We start from the raw sequence: 18,386 nt of genomic DNA, 5'->3' as shown, positions 1-18,386 counted from the left end.
TCGAAACGAACAAAAGGAATCGTGCATGTTGCGTAAAACCCTTCTAGCCACGCTGTGCGCCGGCACGTTGATCAGCGCCCCAGCCTTCGCCGCGGCCCCCAAAGAGTTGCAAAGCGAGCAGGGCACCCTTGAAGTCACCACGATTACTCAAGGCCTAGAGCATCCGTGGGCGCTGGCGTTTCTGCCGGATCGTCAAGGGATGCTGGTGACCGAGCGCCCGGGTAGCCTGCGGGTGATTACTGCCGACGGCAAGCGTTCCGAGCCCATCAGCGGCGTGCCCAAGGTCTGGGCCAAAGGCCAGGGTGGCTTGCTCGACGTGGTGCTGTCGCCGGACTTCCGGCAGGATCGACTGGTCTACCTGTCCTACGCCGAGGGCGGGGGCGCCGGAGACAAGGCCGGGACGGCGGTGGGGCGAGGCCGGCTGTCGGACGATTTGAAGACGATCAGCGATTTCAAGGTGATTTTCCGTCAGGAGCCGAAGCTCTCGACCGGTAACCATTTCGGTTCACGTCTGGTGTTCGACCGCGATGGCTATCTGTTCATCACCCTCGGCGAAAACAATGATCGGCCGACCGCGCAGGATCTCGACAAACTGCAGGGCAAGGTCGTGCGGATTTTCCCCGATGGCAAGGTGCCGGATGACAACCCGTTCGTGGGCCAGTCCGGCGTACGTCCGGAAATCTGGTCCTACGGCCACCGCAACCCGCAGGGCGCGGCGCTCAATCCGTGGAACGGCACTCTCTGGGAGAACGAACACGGACCCCGAGGCGGCGATGAGGTGAACATCATCGAGCGTGGGAAAAACTACGGCTGGCCGCTGGCGACCCACGGCATCAACTATTCCCTGCAACCGATTCCCGAAGCCAAGGGCAAAAGTGTCGAAGGTGCGGTTGACCCGCACCACGTCTGGGAAAAGTCGCCGGGTGTTTCCGGCATGGCGTTCTATGACGCTGATCGTTTCAAGCCGTGGCAGCAGAATTTGTTCATCGGCGCGCTGGTCAGTCAGGAGTTGATCCGCTTGCAGTTCGATGGGGACAAGGTGGCGCACGAGGAACGGCTATTGGGCGAGCTTAAACAGCGGATTCGTGATGTGCGGCAAGGGCCGGATGGCTATCTGTATGTGCTGACGGACGAGCAGGACGGTGCGTTGTACAAGATCGGCCTGAAATAACTTCACTTCCAATTTTCACTGATGTCCTGTGGCGAGGGAGCTTGCTCCCGCTGGGTTGCGCAGCAGCCCCAAGCCCTTGTGAGCGCTACGCACTCATGCGGGAGCAAGCTCCCTCGCCACAAAAAAACCTCTAGAGCCTGACGATAGTTGGCGTAGCGCGGGCATACACAACCACCGCCGCCCGCAATTTCCCACGCCCAAACCGACTCATCTTTTCAAACTCGCCATGGCTGACCGGCACATGCTGGCAGTCCATCGGTTGACGATGCTGGCTGTGGTCGACATCTGGATCGTGCAGATACACAAAGTCTTCATCGCAATCGGTGACCACCACCCAATGCGGGGACTTGGAACGGGTCAGGCGATAGCTGCTGATCAGCACCAGAGGCTGTCCGCCAGCCTGCAGCAGGCGCGGCAAATCCAGATGGTTGCCAATCTTGCGCTCGATGTCGGTGTCTTGCATTTGCGTGGTGAATTCATGGTGCACCAGGCGCATGACGTCTTTTTTATGCTCATCGCGCACGCCATCGAGAAACAATGGCCCGGCCATGCTGAGCTGCAAACGCACTTGGAAACCTCGACGCCAAGCGGCCAGTGCCAAGCCTTGAGGGCTGCAGCCACCATGGCCGGAAGTCATGAACACCGTGGTCGCTTCACGCCAGATCTGCAATTCCTCACGCCGCTCCAGTAAACGCTCAGGTTGCAGCGCGCCCATGGCCATCAGCAGACAGGCCGGGCCACATGTGAACTCAGTGGTTTGTGGGTAATAGGGCACCTTGATGTTGCGCGAATCACGGTGCTGAACAATGCGCTTTTCCAGTCGTAACGCATCGGCATGGTCTTCGTAGTAATCGTGAATCAGCGCAAAGCGCCGATAGCCGTTGCGCTCGTAAAGCGCGATGGCGCTGGGGTTGTCGATACGCACCTCAAGACGCAGGTACGCGCAGTCATGCTCGACGGCACAGACCTCGATACGTTGCAGCAATTGTTTACCCAGCCCAGTACCGCGAGCTTCGCCGGCAATGGCGATGGAATACAGGCGCGCCAGTGATGTGCCGCGATGAAACAGTACCAGGGCGTAGCCGAGCAATTGACCGTCAAGTTCGGCGACCAGCAGTTGCGCATGGGCGCGGGTGATCATCCATTGAAAGCTGCGACTGGTGAGCCGGTCGCTGGTGAAACATTGCATTTCCAGAGCCAGCAGCGCTGGCAGATCTTCAACTACCGCCAAACGAAAAACAGCACTCATATGACCACCGTAAAAGTTGCGTAACGAAACGGGACTTTCGAAAAACTTCGTGCTTAATAGAAATGGTCTTGTTCTCCAACGGATCAATCTCTATGTCAGCGGTACAGGGTCATTGGCGCGAAGTATCCGAGCAAAGTTTGCCGGCGGCAACTTTTTTAAATCCAGCCATCAGAACTTCCAGTCAAGTGTTGATTATCGTCGAACGCAAGGAAGATTGGGCCTCGTACTTCCCCAGCGAGGACATCGTCACCGCTCAGGAATACCTCGAGCAAACCCGTGACAACGAGCCGGGCAAGCGGGTGCAGGTGATCAACCTGTGCCGCAGCTACAAGTACCTCGGGCACGGTTACTACTGCTCGCTGCTGGCTGAAGCCCGCGGCCACAAGGTGATTCCATCGGTGCGTACCATCAGCGAGCTGACGAAAAAATCGCTTTACGGTCTCGCACTGGACGATCTCGATAAAACTCTGGAAAAAGCCCTCACGCATCATCTGTACAGCGATACCGAAGGTTTCACTTTGACGCTTTACTTCGGCAAAACGCATATCGAGCCGCTGCAGGATCTGGCTCGACAATTGTTTGAAGTGTTTCCGTGCCCGATTCTGTTAGTTGAGTTTCGGCGAACTAACGGTTGGCACATCGAAGGCATCAAGTCCGGTGCCCTGCATAAGTTGCGCGACGATCAGGAAGATCAGTTCGCCAATGCGCTGGATGGCTTCAGCCGTAAAGTCTGGCGGGCGCCACGCTCGCCGCAAGTGGCGCGTTACGATCTGGCGATCCTGCACGATCCGCAGGAGGCCTTGCCGCCATCCAACGCCAAGGCACTGGAGAATTTCGTCCGGGTCGGCAAGCGCATGGGCATCGATGTCGAGCTGATCGAACGCAAGGACTACGCGCGGATTGCCGAGTACGACGGCTTGTTGATTCGCGAGACCACCAGCGTCGACAACCACACCTATCGCTTCGCCAAGAAGGCTGAAAGCGAAGGCCTGGTGGTGATGGACGACCCGACGTCGATCCTGCGCTGCACCAACAAGGTCTACCTGACCGACCTGCTCAACAGCCATCAGTTAGGCATGCCCGCCACGGAAATTCTCTACAAGGAACGACCGGAAGATTTCGAGCGGGTCGGCGAACGCCTCGGTTTTCCGCTGGTGTTGAAGATCCCCGACGGCTGTTTTTCTCGCGGAGTGATCAAGGTTGAAAGTCAGCAGGCGCTGCTGGAGGCCACCGCCGAACTGTTCGAACACTCGGTGTTGCTGCTGGCTCAGGAGTTTTTCTACACCGAGTACGACTGGCGCATCGGCGTGCTCAACCGCAAGCCGATCTTCGCCTGCCAGTACTTCATGTCCAAGGGCCACTGGCAAATCTACAACCACAAAGCCAAGGGCCAGGACGTCAACGGCGAGTGTCGCACCCTGGCCGTGCACGAGGCGCCGCGAGCGGTGGTGGAACTGGCAGTGAAGACCGCCAATCTGATCGGCGATGGCCTCTACGGCGTGGACTTGAAACAGGCCGGCGACAAAGTGGTGGTGATCGAGGTCAACGACAACCCGAACCTCGACGCCGGTATCGAGGATGCCTATTTGCAGGACGATCTGTATTCACTGGTGCTGGAGGAGTTTGTGCGACGATTGGAACTCAAACGTCGCGGCCAGGCCTGGTGAAGCGCCGATGATCAGCAGTTTCGCACTGACTCATGGCGCGCTGCAGCGGGTCGAGCGGCTGGACGCTGAAGTGATGCTGTTCAGCAACCCCGATGCGGCCGAACGCGATTTGCTCCACAGCCACTACAAGGTCGACGAACACGCGCTGGCCTCGGCGCTGGACCCGGACGAAGTCTCGCGAATCGAGTTTCACCCGGATCATTTGTTCCTGATCTGGAAACGCCCGGAAAACTATTCCGGCGGAGGCAGCCTGGCGTTTGAAGTGTCGTCCTGTGGCCTGCTGTTTGCGCCCGGTCAATTACTGGTGATCGCCACCGACGACACGCCGCTGCACGGCATCGGCACGCGCCAGCCGCTCAATGCGCCGCTGGATGTGTTGCTCGATCTGCTGTTCAACAACATCCACCATTACCTTGGCCATCTGAAGGTGATCAAACTGGTCGCCCGCGAGCTGCAACAGAAGTTCAACGCCTCGATGCAGAACCAGCACCTGGTGCAGATGTTCAACCTCAGCGAAAGCCTGATCTATTACATCAATGCCTTGCACAGCAACGGCGCGGTGTTGACGCGTCTGCGCAATCATGCGGAAAAACAGCATTTCGGCAGCGAGGCGATCGGACTGATCGACGACCTGATCATCGAAAACAACCAGTGTTACAAGCAGGCGGAGATCTACTCCACGGTGTTCTCCGGGTTGATCGATGCGCGCGGCAACTTGATGAACAACAGCATGAACAATCTGCTGCGCAAACTGACGTTGATCAACGTGGTGTTTCTACCGTTGAACCTGATTGCGAGCATTGGCGGGATGTCCGAGTTCAGCATGATGACGGCGGGCACGCCGTGGTGGATTTCGTATCCGGTGTTTCTGCTGGTGATGTTGCTGGGGGCGGGGGGGATGTTGTTTGGGTTGCGGCGGTTGGCCAAGTGATTGATGGGGCTTGAGCTGACGCCTTCGCGAGCAAGCCCGCTCCTACAGTGTATTGCGGGATGGCTCGGGATCTGTGCCTGACACAAATCCCTTGTGGGAGCGGGCTTGCTCGCGAAAGCTATTTCAGCAGCACCGGAGGCTCAAGATCAGCTCGCCGGATCTGCCACAGTCACTTTCCTGCGCTCCCGAACCCCACGCACCACCAGATACAACAGCGGCCCAATCGACACAAACACCGCCGTCAGTAACAGATACGGCACCACCGACCAGACCGACATCCCTCGCGACCGGGCATCCTTGACCATCCACACCCCGGCCAGCGTCGCCAGCAGATACAGATCAATCACCACCTGCGCCGTGTCCGGGCGCGACATCAGGCTGATACCGAAGTCGATCAACGACTGTTCAGCCTGGAACATCACCGACACGGTGTAGCCGGTAAACGCAATCAACGCAGTGAGGGGCAGGGCGACAGACATCATGCATTCCTTCCTTGGGTGCTGAGCAGAATCGCCAGCCTACCTTGGCATCCGCAAATAAGCCATTGACTCGCCCGTCGCCGCCGGGCTAATTTCAGGCCCATGACTTCCACCGTATTGCGCTGCCAGCCAAGCATTATTACCGCCATTCCTCACTTGGCGGGCTAGCTCACGACTGCAGCACCCAACCCGCCCTAGAGGCGGGTTTTCATTTTCTGTCTCCGGGGTTCTGATCAAACGTCAGGAGACGATCATGCCGCACAGCCCCGACCAGCAAGCCCTGCTTGAGCAGTACGTGAAAAAGATCCTCGCCGCGCCGGTCTACGACATTGCCGTGCGCACTCCGTTGCAAACGGCGCCGGCGCTGTCCGAGGCGTTGGGCAATCGGGTCCTGCTCAAGCGCGAAGACCTGCAACCGACGTTCTCCTTCAAGATCCGTGGCGCCTACAACAAGCTGACGCAATTGAGCGATGCGCAGAAAGCTCGCGGGGTGATCACTGCTTCGGCGGGCAATCATGCCCAAGGCGTTGCGCTGGCGGCGCGGGAGCTGGGAATCGCGGCGACCATCGTCATGCCCTCGACCACGCCCGAACTCAAGGTGCTCGGGGTGCGAAATCGTGGCGCCGAGGCGCTGCTGCACGGCGAGAGTTTTCCGTTTGCCCTGGCCCAAGCGCTGCAACTGGCCGAGCAAACCGGGCGCACCTTTGTCTCTCCATTCGACGACCCGGACGTGATCGCCGGCCAAGGCACGGTGGCCATGGAAATCCTCCGTCAGCATCAGGGGCCGCTGGATGCGATCTTCGTTCCGGTCGGCGGTGGCGGCCTGATCGCCGGCATTGCGGCGTACGTCAAATACCTGCGGCCGGAGGTGCGAATCATCGGTGTCGAATCGGAGCACTCGGCCTGCCTGCAGGCGGCGCTGCAAGCGGATGCGCGCGTTGTGTTGCCCAGTGTCGGAACGTTCGCCGATGGCGTGGCCGTGGCGCAGATCGGCGCTTATGGATTTGAAGTGTGCAGGTTTTGCGTGGACGAGGTGGTCACCGTCAGCAATGACGAACTCTGCGCGGCGATCAAGAACATCTACGACGATACCCGCTCGATCACCGAGCCTTCCGGGGCATTGGCGGTGGCCGGGATCAAGCAATACGTGGCGCGCAGCGGTGTTCGTGAGCAAACCTTCGTCGCGATCGACTCCGGCGCCAACATCAACTTCGACAGCCTGCGCCATGTCGCCGAGCGCGCCGCGGTGTGCGGCGTCCCGGCGTGATAACACTCAGGGCAGCAGTGGGCGCAGGAAACTGCGCTCGTAGCTGACGATGAATTTCTTCTGCACCAGTGATTCCACCAGCGCCGTGCTTTCCGGGTCGGTCAGCGCGATGTGCCGGTAACTTTCGTAATCGGCCAGCGAAGGAAAGCTGAACAGGCAATAAGCGATGTTGCTCGCGCCCTCGGAGGGCAGGAAATAGCCGTGATGCGTGCCGCCCAAGCGTTCGACGATGCCCAGCCAGGCTTTGGCGTAGGCCTCGAACTCGGTCAATTGGTACGGATCGATCACGTATCGCACATGGCAGGTAATCACGTTTGGCGCTCCCTGTTCAGGTCATTCCACGATGGCCGTGCCGACCTTGTCCGAAGCCGACCAGATGCGATAGCGCACCTCGACATCTTTCGGGGCGTAGATCACCAGTGGCAGCTTGCTGTTGTAGCGCAGCATGAAGCCATCACCGACGACCGGGACAAAAGCGCGTTTCTTCGCGGTGCCGGGTGGGCAGGCCATCAGCGTGCTCATCGGGCCAATGACTTTTTCCAGGCGGTAGAACGGATAGCCCCAGCCTTCGAGGTTTTTCTCGTCCAGAGCGCCGCCCAGGCGCTGGCGATTGCAGTCGACTTCCAGGGTTTTGCCGGCGAGCACTTCAATCTGGAAGTTCTCCTCCTGATCCTGTTTGGGCAGGTAGATGACTTGGCGGGTGAAGCCGTTTTCCGCCTCGGGATACGGCGCGACGTCTTCGAGTTTGGCCGCGTGGGCGAGGGTAGACAGGCCGGCAACGAGCAGACCGATTGTCGCGCGAGCGCGTAAAGAACCCATGAAAGCCTCCTGGCGGGTGTAGGGTGGATGTCGGGCATTCTCACTGTCATCAGCGATGAATGCAAACCGGCGTCGACTTGCAAATTGCAGTGCCCAGGAGGGTCGATCTTGCATTTTGCAACTGGCCAAATGCTGGCCAGTGCGCCAAGTGCTTGATTTCATGAGGGTCAAAATGACCCGATGAAAGGCACGTTTTATGCGTCGCTTTGGTGCAGCGCACCGGCTTCGGGCGCCTACACTCCAATGGACATTTCGCAGTACAACCGTTTGCCGCACCAGGGAATCAGCGGGGACACACCCGTGCAGGGGCAGCAAAAGCGGTCAACGTGAAGAGTTGATTGGCAGTTTCATCAATAAGGAGAGGTTCACCATGTTTCTGTCTGCCTTGGAACTACGCAATATCATTGAAAGCAGTTTTCTGCCTAAACGCTGCCAGTGCACGCTGTCGCCGGATCTGTCGATGACCGTTAAGGTCTTCGGTGACCACCAGACTGACCAGGTTGATCTGCACGTCAGCGGTATCGACGCCAGCCATCTCAATGGCTGTCGCGAGATCAATGAACTGATTGCCGGCCTGCGTTCGGATCTGGCGCAACAAACCACACCACAGCATTACAGTCCTCGCTCCAGAGCGCTTTAACTCACCGTTTCACCCAGTTCGACCGTCACGCGCCGGGCCTGCACAAAGCCTAGGCCCAGCGCGAACTCGACCAGCACCGCGAGCAGAATCCCGGGGCCGGCATGGCCGTTAAGCCATTCGCCAAACCCCAGCACTGCCAGACCGAAACAAACGACGATAAACCCGTTGCTCAGGGCATTGCGACCCAGCGACGGCGGCGCGCTGCGCACCAGGTAAAACATCACCCCCAACGCCGCAAACAGCACCGCACTGCGCCGCGCAACAAACCCTACCGCGCTCGAATACTCAATGCTCCAGATCGCCAGCAACAGCTCCGGGAAAATGCCCCAGGCCAGCGCGAGTACAAAACACAACGAAGCAGTGATGATCGACAACGTGCGAAACGACAACTGCATAGCGAGTCCTTGCGGCAGTGAGAAGTGACCCCGAGCATAACCCGCGACCCCTTCACCGCCTACCGCAAAGCCGCAAATCAGAGCCTTCTGTCAGTTCTGGAAGTTGCAGGCGTCAGACATCTTCCGATAGGAGATTTCCGCCGGCTTGCCGGCATTGTCGATGTACTTCATGTCAGCGGTGATGACCTTGCACTGCTGAGTCTGTGGCTCGGTCAGCGAGATCACTTTGTTCACATGCAACGGCATGCCGTACTGATAGGGAACGGGCTGGGTAGCAGCGTTGGTGTCATTGGCCTGAGCCAGCCCGGCGAACGCGGTGCAGGCGAGGGCGGAGGTGAGCAGTAGCGTGCGAATGTTCATGGATCGGACTCCCGTGCGACGGAATAAGCGTTCGGCGCCATACAGCCGAACCTGCCGCACTCGGCGTCAGCCAGGGGCTGAGGTGTGCGGTTCAGTACAGTCTTGGACTGCGGCGTTAAGCGATGGTTAACCGGGCTGAACGCCGGCTGTCTGGCAGAGGGATGATTTCTCGGGAATGCGGTGCCGATTCCTACAAGGGCAGATGCCTTGTCTGCTTTCGGCGGTTGGAGTGAGGCGGGTATGGTTTGGCGTCGCTGCAAAATCAGCGATTCGGGTTTGGTCACCTGAGAATAATCGATTGCATATGTGCCATCATTTGCACCGCGGAGTTCTTTGACCGTGTAGTGCATTGCTGTGGTGGCCGTGTGCAGGACGCCTTCGGGCGAGCTGAGTTGATTGTTCTCGGTTGACCAAGCCTGCACACGGTCCGCCTCTCATCGTTTGGTCACGGTGCTGGCGGGTTACTTTCGAAACAATCGAGTAATCAATATGCTTACACCAAATCCGCTCCCAAGCCGTTATCACCCGCTCAACAGCGGCGTCACCGACAGCGCGCCAATGGTCATCGACACCCAAGCCAACCCCCAAGACATCCTCGAGTCCGCCGTCCAGCGCATCCGCGCCTGCAGCGACCTGCTCGAAACCCTGCACTGCATGTGCTTCCGCCATGGCGATGTTCAGGACATTCCACACATCACCCATGCGCTGTACCTGCTGGCGCAGGACGGCAATGATTTGCTGCAAGTTGCGCAGCAGCAGATGCTGGATTGGAAGGCGCCGGTTTGATGCCTTGACTGAGAACGGGAGTGGGATCGCGTTGGACGAACCTCACGCTATCTACTCCTCCCGTTTGTATGATGCTCGTGCCCTTGTATTCGTATAAGACAAGCTAACGGCTTAGCTTGTCAGGGAAGAAGGACAGGGGAGGGTGGATGGATATCCATCTTTTTGATTGCTCTTTAGCTTCTAATATTTGCGAAGGGGTCAACTTGGAAGCAATGAGGGGAAGCTTGTATTTAACATTTTCCTGCATTCCGCCCCCGCCATCCAAGCTACGTAGAGAAAAAATAAGCGAGTATCCCTTTACAGGATCATACGGAAAGCCATAGGTGTCGGGCTCGTGAGCCAAGTATGAACCGTATCCATATACGGACTCTGCGTAACCTGATACTGCGGCTTGCTCATTCCAATGTCGGAAGCCTTCAATATCTCCTTTCTCAAAAAGAAGAGCAGCCAACTCCATCATTGATCTAGGGTTGCCGCCTTCAGCTGAAAGTTTGTACCATTTTTCAACTGCCTCACTTCGCTTCCATGGTAGCAAAAATCCCTCACCTTGCTTAAGTGAAGTGGCAAGCCAGTATTGTGCAAGAGCATTTCCTGAAGTTGCAGATCGTTCTAGCCAAGTATCATCTAGAGTGATTTCATACATTATATACATCGCTTCTGCGTCGCCAGCATTTGCTTTTTCTTGGGCTAATTGTTTTGCTTGGTTTAACCAATCTATAGGTGCTTTCTGCGAAGCGGGACATTCGTTGGATATATCGCATAGGTCGTGTTCGATACGCCCTAACTGAACCATGGCATAAAGATAGTTTTGACCTGCAGACGCCTCGTACCATTTTCTGGCAGCTATATTCATGTAATGATTTTTCGCTCGGAGGGCTTCACCTAAATAATATTGGGCTTCTGCGTCGCCAGCCTCTGCTGCGATTGTCAAAAAGGAAATGGCTGAAGTGGCCTTATATTGGTTATAGAGTATAATGCCTTCGTTTTTTTGCGATTTTCTGCTGTGCGTCCAGTTGGGCTTCCGCGTGAGAAGAAAGCATTGTTATGAATAGCAGGGAGATGGCCAAATACTTCATGGATTCTATCAGTTCGACTCGCCAGAAAAGAGATAATGCTAAGCTTGGTTTTCAACGACTTAGTTTGTCCGGGTAGAACGAAAGTGGTGCGTGAGTCGCCTTCCATTCTTTTGCAAATTTTTTACCTTCTGCAATTTGCTCAGCTGTCATCTTTGCTTCAATTTTCGGTAACTTACTCTCCACTCTTTCTTGTAAGCCGCCACCGCCGTCTAGCTCCTTCAAGGTGTAAACGAGGGCATAACCTTTAACGACATCGAATGGGAATCCATACGTATCTGGCTCATGAGCAAGATCAGAACCGTAACCATAAACTGTTGTGGCGTAGCTTGCTAAAGCTGCTTGCTCATTCCAATGACGGAAGCCTTCAATGTCACCTTTTTCATAAAGAAGGGCTCCGTATTCTATCATGGAGGGCGGGTACCCACTCTCAGCTGAAGCTTTGAATAATTTTTCAACCGCTTCCGAGCGTTTCCATGGAAGGAAAAAACCGTCTCCCTGATTGTAGCTCTTAGCTAATAAGTACTGTGAGATTTGGTGGTTTTTTGCGGCTGCTTTTTCTAGCCAAGTTGTATCGAGCGTTAATTCATACATTATGTACATGGCTTCTGCATTTCCATCTTCTGCCTTAGGCTGAGCGATGCTAGATGCTTGATTCAACCAGTCTGATGGTTTTTTTTCTGTTGCAGGGCAGTCGTCTGATAATTTACATAGATCATTTTTTACTCGCCCAAGCTGGATCATTGCATAAAGATCCCCTTGGTCAGCTGCCATTTCATACCACTTTTTAGCTTCAGGATTCATGTAGGTATTTTTTTGTCGTAATGACTCAGCTAGATAATATTGTGCCTCATGGTCTCCAGCCTCTGCTGCTATTCTCAGTAGAGGAGTTGCAGAGATAGTTTTAAGCTGATTGTAAAGAATTATACCGCTGGACTTAATTGCAAGTTCGGAGTCAGTGAGTGCCAATGTGGCAGGGGCAAAAGTGACTAGCAAAAATCCTGCGATAGAAAGTTTCATCATGCTCAGCGGCTAAGTTTGTCAGGAAAGAAAGAAAGGGGAGGGTGCGACGCAGCCCACTCTTTAGAAAACTTTTTGGCTGCTTCAATTTGTTCAGCGGTCATTTTTGCGGCGATTCGAGGTAGCGTGTATTCAACGTTTTCCTTCATGCCACCACCCCCGTCTAGCTCGGACAGCCAGTATATAAGTGCATAGCCTTTGATTAGGTCGAGGGGATATCCGAATGTATCAGGCTCATGTGCTAAATCTGCACCATATCCGAAAACAGTAGTTGCGTACCCTGTAAGTGCTGTCTTTTCAACCCAGCTACGATATCCTTCCACATCGCCTCGTTCATACAAAAGAGCAGCATAATTCATCATCGCCTTAGGGTAGCCACCTTCAGCCGAAAGCTTAAACCACTTTTCAACTGCTTCGCTTCGCTTCCAGGGCAGAAAAAAGCCGTCACCTTGCTTGATGGAGACCGCCATCCAGTACTGTGCAAGTGCATTTCCCGCAGATGCGGATTTTTCCAACCAAGCATTCTCTAGCGTAATCTCATACATTATGTACATCGCTTCCGCGTCGCCAGTATCTGCTTTTTCTTTCGCTATTTTTTTTGCCTGATTTAACCACTCTATTGCCGGCTTCTGCGAAGGAGAGCAGTCGTTAGAGATTTCGCACATGTCATGCTCAATGCGGCCCAATTGGATCATGGCATAGAGATCATCCTGGCCTGCTGACGCTTCATACCATTTCTTGGCGTCCTCGTTCATATAATGATTTTTCTTACGAAGAGCTTCTGCTAAATAATATTGAGCTTCGTGGTCGCCGGCTTCTGCAGCTGTTGTTAAAAAAGGGATTGCTGAGGTAGCTTTGTATTGATTGTATAGATTTATGCCTTGTTGTTTTGCAGAGTTTTGGTTCGGCGTTATCTGGGTGTTTGCGTGACAGCCAAGTGGCAGCAGTAATAATAAAGTGAAAGTTATTCTGGTTGTCATGAGTATTCTGCGTGAAATTTTACTTTGCTCCTTCAGATTCTCGGGTCGGAACTGTATGGGTTGCTAAAAGGAAGTAATAAAAAAGGATTGTAAGTTGGCAGAAAATGCAGGCAGCCTACAATCCATAGGCATTAATGTCCTAGTTTGTCCGGATAAAATGAGAGAGGCGGGTGCGTGGACTTCCACGTTTTAGCGAGTTTTTTTGCTTCTGCTATCTGTTCTTTGGACATATTTTTTTCAACTTCTGGTAGCGTATCGTTAACGTTGTTTATTACGTTGCCGCCACCGTCAAGTTCTAGCAGGTTCGTTAATAGAGCATATGATTTTACTGAGTCTGATTGGAGGCCGTATGTTGGTTCAATCCCACCAATGTAGGATGCATAGCCAAAAACTCCGGATACATAGCTTAAAGTTGCAGCTTTTTCATTCCAAAATCTGAAAGACGATAAATCATTTTTTTTAATTCTGGCTGCTGCGAATCCCATCATGCCTGGAGGATAGCCATTTTCTGCAGACGCCTTCATCCATTTTTCGATTGCTTCAGATCTTCTTGATGGCAGCAGAAATGTGCCACCCCCTTCTTGGTACTTAGTGGCTAAACGAAATTGCGCCAATGCGAATCCGTTTTCTGCTGATTTCTCGAGCCAGTCATCGTTCCCTGTCATTTCATATAACAGGTACATTGATTCGCTATCTCCCTGCGTTGATCGTTGAATTGCAAGGCTTTAGCTTTGATTACCCAACTGCTAGGAGAATCTTCACCCGGTGGACAGTTTTTCATGGTTGAACACAAGTCGTCTTCAATTCTCCCGAGGCGAATCATAGAGTAGATATTCCCCTTTTTTGCGGAGCTTTCATATGCTTTTTTAGCTTCCGGAGTCATGAAGCGGTTGTTTTTTCTTAATGCCTCACCCAGATAATAAAGTGCTTCGTCATCACCGCCTTCGGTCGCTATTTTGAGTGGTTCGATTGCAGAAATAGCCTTGTATTGATTGTAAAGTTCAATACCTTTTTTTTTGGCTTCTTCTTGCTGCTGGGTGAGAGCGGCATTCGCAGTGTTGCAGAGCAATATGAAGAAAATACAAAGAGAGGTGTTGAATAATTTTATAAATTTCAATTTGGTTTGCTCGCTGGAGCTGAGTATCTTGCTGACGATTTTGGTATGTAGCTGTTTTCGTACTTACACAGTATTTTTCTAAAACGCGTTCCTTTGGCGCAATAAAGACTTTTTTGTCAAAATCCATATTTTCCGGGATAAAAGGATAGAGGTGGATGTGTGCTTTTCCACTGCTGAGCGAATACCTTGGCTTCTATTAGCTGCTCAGCACTCATTTTTTCAGCAATTTCCGGCAGAACTTCATCTACGTAAGGCTGTATGTTTCCACCGCCATCAAGTTCCTTCAGTAACGATGTCAGTGCGTAGCCTTTTACTAGGTCAAGCGGGAAATCATATAGAGAAGGGGCATGAGCAAGATAAGCTCCGTAGCTACTAACGCCAGACTCATACCCCGTTTTTGCCGCCTCTTCTATCCAATGTCGGGCTACCCCGATATCGCCGCCGTTTTCATAAAGAAATGCGGAGTATTCAAGCATTCCTGCGGGAAAACCATTTTCAGCTGATGCTTTTAACCAACGTCCGACTTCTTCCGTTCGTTTCCAAGGCAGAAAAAATTTTTCACCTTCTTTGTAGCGATTTGCCAAAAGCCACTGCCCTCTGGCGAAGTTAGCTGTTGCGGATTTTTCCAGCCACTCTAATTTCCCAGAAGACAGATATTTAATATACATCGCCTCACCGTCACCATCGTCTGACTTTCGTACGGTCTCTTTATTTAATAATTCTAACCAGTCGGCGCGTTTTTTCGAGCCTTGAGGACAATTATTCATGACCTCGCATAAGTCATTGTTTGATGTCGCAAGTCTTAACATTGCGTACAAATCGCCTTGCAAAGCAGCAGATTCATACCATTTTTGAGCCTCGGAAGTAATGTATTGTTTTTGCTGTCGAAGTTCTTCCGCTAAATAATATTGCGCCTCGGCGTCACCTGCTTCTGCAGCAATTTTTAATTCTGCGGCTGCGGGTTTGTATTGGTTGTAAAGTACCAACCCTCTCTCTTTTGCCTCTTTTTGTGATGACGAAAGATCGGCATGCACTTGGCTGCATAATGTCAGGGTAAATAATCCTGCGCACAATATGGATTTGATTGACATAAGTAATCTTCTCTTTAATTCTTTGGGCCAACATAAGTAGCTTGACCGCTCGGCAGGAATGTATTGCCATAATATTTTATTCGCTTGCAATATCCATCCAAGCGTGCGCCAAGCATCTCAACGTGCTTTTTGTATCGACTGCGCATTCTGTCATTATCTACGCTAACTAGTCTTAGGACGGCTTCAGACATGAAGTTATCAATTCCTAGTCTATTTTCACAATAAGTTTGCTCAGGGTCGCTGGCGTCTTTTGTCCCAAAGCGATTCATGCTCATGCACGCCTCTTCAAATTGTGCTTGTGCAAGGGGGATTGTTCCCTGTGTTTCAGCTTGGCGAACAATCAGTCCAAGTATGCGCTCAATAGCTTGCTGTTGGATTAAGTGGCATTGGGCTTTTGAGTATTCCTTTTCCGCAGGTTTAATATCAGTTTCCTGCATCCCATACTCTCTAATCTTAAATGAGCTGGCCTCAGAGGTTAGTGTCATGAGCATTGGGCCAAGCGCACCAGGGGTTGCTGCTAATATCCATTGTTCAAGCTCAGTTTGATTGCGATAGTTCATGATCGTATGTGCAATCGTCGCCCCTCTGCCACCGCCAGTTAACGCCTCGTATAAGGACATCACCATGTCCACGCCTTGCATATAAAACATCGCAACTTCCATGCCTGCAGCGCCGAGGAAGTTAAGCTTGTCTATGTAATCAGCTGCATCATCGGTTACAAAAATTAGCGATTTATCCTGGTTTTTGTGGATTTCTCGACGCACGAGATTAATCAGGTCAGTAACCCCGTCATAACCGACTTCGAACTGGAATTCGCCTCCCGCTCCCGCACCGACAATGAGTGATGCCTTGAACCGCATAATGAAGCGGCCTTCGTGCAAAGAAATGCCGATGTCTGCATTCGTGCCTAGCCCGTATGCGGCGGTAAAACCAGCAGTAAGTCTGGCAAGACTGGACCATTGGCTGGCCTTTGTGCTGTTGACACTGTTACCCATTCCGGGTGTTGGCGCGGTGCGCAGGGCTGCTATGTCTTTCGGTGGTGCCCAGTTCAAAGCGCCGGTCAGCAGGATCCCTGCTTGCACTCCCGCGAAGAGGTTAAATTTAGCTTTGGCGCCGTCCTCAACTCGAACTTTGGCGGCATTGCCTTCCAGCACCGGTTCGCTTCTCGCAGTTCCAGCGGTTGAATTTGTCGCTTCTGGACGTTCTGCGTCGGTGATTTCCGGAAGATTTAGGCCGCCTTGTACGTTTGCACGTCCCAACTGCACGCTGGAGGAAAGGAGGAGAGTGGCACCTGTGTATCCCCAGGCTCTGGCGCCCAGGTGGATGGAGAACCGACCGAGATTCAGGTTTTTGCGATTTTTGTCGTAGTCGAGGTAAGGAATCAGGATGTCTTTGGCCTGATCTCTGCCCGGAAGATCCATTTTCATCAGTTCGACTTCGCCACGTGCGAGGTCAATGCCCAGGCTTGCTTCAGCCTTGGCGGAAGCTTTGAAGTTATCCGCGACACTGAATGTCGGGCCGTTTATTTTAGCGCCAGTGTGGATTGATGACTGCGGCGGTGTGAGGCAACGCACGAGTTGCGCTTGGGGGCTATTGTCGAACAGGCGCAACGAGCTTCTGACTTCTTCTTTGAAGAGCAACTGACGAAGACGAAGTCCCCAGTCCTTGCGGGCTCCTGCATCCTCAAAGGTTTCGACCTTGTAGTTTTTCGACTTCAGGTAAGAATGGAACAGCTCTACATCAAACCAGCCTTTCTCATCAAACCAGTCACTCTGCTGATCTTTGATGGCTAGTGCACCTTCCGCTCGCAGCCACTCATGGAAAGGATTGTCGTCAGTGTCCGATGTTGCTTTTCCGTTGCTGTTTCCCGGAAGTTTCTTCAAATCCTTGCTTGCTTTGGCGCCGATTTCACTCGCGTCCTTTTTCAGTACCTTTGTGATGCCCTCCAGATTGAGCAGACTCAGGTGTTTAACGGGACTGTTGGGACTATTGAAAAGTGCAACTTCGCGCAAAGGAAATTCTGCTTTGACCAAGCGCTCTTCCGGTTTTGGTTGAAACTGCTCTGGTTCCCACAGGAGATGTCGTAATGGCAGGGCTGCAGCAACCGCCGCTTCTGCGTCTTCGCGGAGTTTAAGGCGATCTTGTTGGATGCGCTGCCACTCTGCTTGCTCCGCTTCCACGATTCCTGTGGGGGGCGCGACGTTTTGGCCGCTGGCGTCAATCCAGGCTTTATATTTCGTGCGGATCTGCTCGGTGAGCTTGATCTGTTGCTGCTCCATCTCGAGATATGCTTTGAACTTCTCGACACCTGCGCTGATGTCACCCGTCTCAGGAATGAGCGCAAACTCCGGTAGGGCCAATCCGTAGTCGGCAACTTTCAAAATCGCATCGATATAAGCAGAGAAGTCTTTTTCGACTTTTTTGCGCTCGTTAGCGACTTCCTTTAAATAACCACACATCCGGGCTTTGCCATCGATTACGCAGTTTGTGGCGTCCAGATAAGCCTTTTTGTCTTTCTGAAAGTCTGCCTCCTTCAGAGTCGTCAACTTGCCACTCTTCGTGAGCGCAGCGCGGGCTTTCAAGTAAGTCTGCACGCGATTTCTTGCTTCGATCGCCCCCGGGGAAAACAGGTTGCCGCTCTCGTAGGTGTAGCCAGCAATTTTTGCCTGTGCAACTGCAATCGCTTTCAGCTTCTTCCATTCGTTGTAGAGGCGCTGCAGTTTCTGGCCGTCAGAGTTGGCTTCAAGCAGGCTCGCTTGCTGTTGATTGGCAAGCTCCCGATTGCGAGCGTATTCGCTTTGGTCTGGCAGTTTGTCCAAAGCAGCGGAGTTTCGGGCCTCTCGGCTGACAGCCTTCAATCGCATAGCCATGGTGGGCTGCGCGATATCGGGTTCCTGAGCCTCGATTTCGAGCATTCGGCTTTTTTGCTCGCCTTGCAGGAAATTACTCAGTTTGGGCTCCAGAAAGTACTCTAGAAGCCCTGCGGTGTTCATACCTTTGAGTCGTTCTTCCGGAGACTTGCTGGCGCTGATGTGTTGCTCGAGTTCATTCATCGCCTCTTTGATCGAGCTGGCCGCTCGTTTAGGCAACAGGTAGAACATTTTTTCCTTGGTGGCGTAGATCACTTCGCCATATTCCGTCGAGCAAGGCGTCTTCACGTTGTCGAACGCGTTAGAGCAACTGTCAGGCGCTTCAGGCTGGGGATCAAGCTCCAAAGCTGGCTTGCTTTCTACCGGTACCGCTGAAGTCGATACGTTCGCACTTGGTCCGTTGAGATCTACCTTGGGGGCTTCTGAAATTTCAGTTTCCATTTCGCTTCCATTCATTCTTTACGGACGGGG

At 53.2% G+C, this 18,386-nt stretch carries 18 protein-coding genes and 1 pseudogene; 6 read left to right on the top strand and 13 right to left on the bottom strand.

Going from position 1 to position 18,386, the window contains the following annotated elements:
• Nucleotides 1-25 precede the first annotated feature (25 nt).
• Complete coding sequence (locus tag ACM6HV_RS15500) at nucleotides 26-1,171, top strand: PQQ-dependent sugar dehydrogenase (protein WP_414904660.1); 1,146 nt, start codon at nucleotides 26-28, stop codon at nucleotides 1,169-1,171.
• A 130-nt stretch (nucleotides 1,172-1,301) separates the two neighbouring features.
• On the opposite strand, the gene ACM6HV_RS15495 is transcribed toward ACM6HV_RS15500, so the two are convergent.
• Nucleotides 1,302-2,420 carry a peptidase C39 family protein gene (locus ACM6HV_RS15495; protein ID WP_414904659.1) on the bottom strand — a complete coding sequence of 373 codons (1,119 nt, stop codon included), beginning with the start codon at nucleotides 2,418-2,420 and terminating at the stop codon, nucleotides 1,302-1,304.
• Between the two features lie 92 nt (nucleotides 2,421-2,512).
• Between ACM6HV_RS15495 and ACM6HV_RS15490 the strand changes: the two genes are divergently transcribed.
• Nucleotides 2,513-4,087 (top strand): RimK family protein, encoded by a 1,575-nt coding sequence (locus ACM6HV_RS15490; RefSeq protein WP_047294647.1) that lies wholly within the window; start codon nucleotides 2,513-2,515, stop codon nucleotides 4,085-4,087.
• A gap of 7 nt (nucleotides 4,088-4,094) precedes the next feature.
• Nucleotides 4,095-5,018 carry a magnesium transporter CorA family protein gene (locus tag ACM6HV_RS15485; protein WP_041064381.1) on the top strand — a complete coding sequence of 308 codons (924 nt, stop codon included), beginning with the start codon at nucleotides 4,095-4,097 and terminating at the stop codon, nucleotides 5,016-5,018.
• A 146-nt stretch (nucleotides 5,019-5,164) separates the two neighbouring features.
• Here ACM6HV_RS15485 and ACM6HV_RS15480 read toward each other — a convergent pair whose 3' ends face one another.
• The gene (locus tag ACM6HV_RS15480; protein WP_166495849.1) at nucleotides 5,165-5,500 is read right to left on the bottom strand and encodes a DUF2834 domain-containing protein; all 336 of its coding nucleotides are present in this window, start codon (nucleotides 5,498-5,500) and stop codon (nucleotides 5,165-5,167) included.
• Between the two features lie 281 nt (nucleotides 5,501-5,781).
• Here ACM6HV_RS15480 and ilvA point away from each other — a divergent pair.
• A pseudogene (gene ilvA / locus ACM6HV_RS15475) lies at nucleotides 5,782-6,740 on the top strand (threonine ammonia-lyase, biosynthetic); the annotation flags it as partial.
• 30 nt (nucleotides 6,741-6,770) lie between these two features.
• Here the strand turns inward: ilvA and ACM6HV_RS15470 are convergent.
• Both ACM6HV_RS15470 and eco read right to left on the bottom strand, forming a co-directional pair.
• Nucleotides 6,771-7,076, bottom strand: coding sequence for an NIPSNAP family protein (locus ACM6HV_RS15470; protein ID WP_003225174.1), 306 nt, complete (start codon nucleotides 7,074-7,076; stop codon nucleotides 6,771-6,773).
• Between the two features lie 21 nt (nucleotides 7,077-7,097).
• Complete coding sequence (gene eco, locus ACM6HV_RS15465) at nucleotides 7,098-7,583, bottom strand: serine protease inhibitor ecotin (protein WP_414904658.1); 486 nt, start codon at nucleotides 7,581-7,583, stop codon at nucleotides 7,098-7,100.
• 370 nt (nucleotides 7,584-7,953) lie between these two features.
• Here eco and ACM6HV_RS15460 point away from each other — a divergent pair, with 370 nt between their 5' ends.
• Nucleotides 7,954-8,223: a DUF1652 domain-containing protein gene (locus ACM6HV_RS15460; protein WP_007964586.1), complete on the top strand. Its 270-nt coding sequence runs from the start codon at nucleotides 7,954-7,956 to the stop codon at nucleotides 8,221-8,223.
• Here the strand turns inward: ACM6HV_RS15460 and ACM6HV_RS15455 are convergent.
• Both ACM6HV_RS15455 and ACM6HV_RS15450 read right to left on the bottom strand, forming a co-directional pair.
• The gene (locus ACM6HV_RS15455; protein WP_414904657.1) at nucleotides 8,220-8,618 is read right to left on the bottom strand and encodes a hypothetical protein; all 399 of its coding nucleotides are present in this window, start codon (nucleotides 8,616-8,618) and stop codon (nucleotides 8,220-8,222) included. The two genes, ACM6HV_RS15460 and ACM6HV_RS15455, sit on opposite strands and share 4 nt — an antisense overlap.
• A gap of 90 nt (nucleotides 8,619-8,708) precedes the next feature.
• Nucleotides 8,709-8,978 (bottom strand): DUF2790 domain-containing protein, encoded by a 270-nt coding sequence (locus ACM6HV_RS15450; protein ID WP_414904656.1) that lies wholly within the window; start codon nucleotides 8,976-8,978, stop codon nucleotides 8,709-8,711.
• Between the two features lie 489 nt (nucleotides 8,979-9,467).
• Here ACM6HV_RS15450 and ACM6HV_RS15445 point away from each other — a divergent pair, with 489 nt between their 5' ends.
• Nucleotides 9,468-9,764, top strand: a complete 297-nt coding sequence (locus tag ACM6HV_RS15445; RefSeq protein WP_166495844.1) for a hypothetical protein — start codon at nucleotides 9,468-9,470, stop codon at nucleotides 9,762-9,764.
• Between the two features lie 103 nt (nucleotides 9,765-9,867).
• On the opposite strand, the gene ACM6HV_RS15440 is transcribed toward ACM6HV_RS15445, so the two are convergent.
• The 7 genes from ACM6HV_RS15440 to ACM6HV_RS15410 form a co-directional block, all read right to left on the bottom strand.
• Nucleotides 9,868-10,617, bottom strand: coding sequence for a tetratricopeptide repeat protein (locus ACM6HV_RS15440; protein ID WP_414904655.1), 750 nt, complete (start codon nucleotides 10,615-10,617; stop codon nucleotides 9,868-9,870).
• A gap of 274 nt (nucleotides 10,618-10,891) precedes the next feature.
• Entirely contained in the window at nucleotides 10,892-11,857 is a 966-nt protein-coding gene (locus tag ACM6HV_RS15435; RefSeq protein ID WP_414904654.1) for a tetratricopeptide repeat protein, read from the bottom strand.
• Between the two features lie 5 nt (nucleotides 11,858-11,862).
• Nucleotides 11,863-12,837: a tetratricopeptide repeat protein gene (locus ACM6HV_RS15430; protein WP_414904653.1), complete on the bottom strand. Its 975-nt coding sequence runs from the start codon at nucleotides 12,835-12,837 to the stop codon at nucleotides 11,863-11,865.
• Nucleotides 12,838-12,968: 131 nt separating this feature from the next.
• Nucleotides 12,969-13,520, bottom strand: a complete 552-nt coding sequence (locus ACM6HV_RS15425) for a sel1 repeat family protein (RefSeq protein WP_414904652.1) — start codon at nucleotides 13,518-13,520, stop codon at nucleotides 12,969-12,971.
• A complete protein-coding gene (locus tag ACM6HV_RS15420) occupies nucleotides 13,499-13,954 on the bottom strand; it encodes a hypothetical protein (RefSeq protein ID WP_414904651.1) in 456 nt (151 codons plus the stop codon). Before ACM6HV_RS15420 ends, ACM6HV_RS15425 begins: the two co-directional genes overlap by 22 nt.
• Nucleotides 13,955-14,070: 116 nt before the next feature.
• The gene (locus tag ACM6HV_RS15415; RefSeq protein ID WP_183779994.1) at nucleotides 14,071-15,045 is read right to left on the bottom strand and encodes a tetratricopeptide repeat protein; all 975 of its coding nucleotides are present in this window, start codon (nucleotides 15,043-15,045) and stop codon (nucleotides 14,071-14,073) included.
• 14 nt (nucleotides 15,046-15,059) lie between these two features.
• Nucleotides 15,060-18,356: a hypothetical protein gene (locus tag ACM6HV_RS15410; RefSeq protein WP_414904650.1), complete on the bottom strand. Its 3,297-nt coding sequence runs from the start codon at nucleotides 18,354-18,356 to the stop codon at nucleotides 15,060-15,062.
• Nucleotides 18,357-18,386: the final 30 nt, after the last annotated feature.

The organism is Pseudomonas sp. IT-P260 (assembly GCF_949768395.1).
In the GTDB taxonomy this organism is placed as follows: Bacteria; Pseudomonadota; Gammaproteobacteria; order Pseudomonadales; family Pseudomonadaceae; genus Aquipseudomonas; species Aquipseudomonas parakoreensis.
The sequence above is the reverse complement of the archived record's forward strand: the minus strand, read 5'-3'. Positions and strand labels throughout refer to the sequence as shown.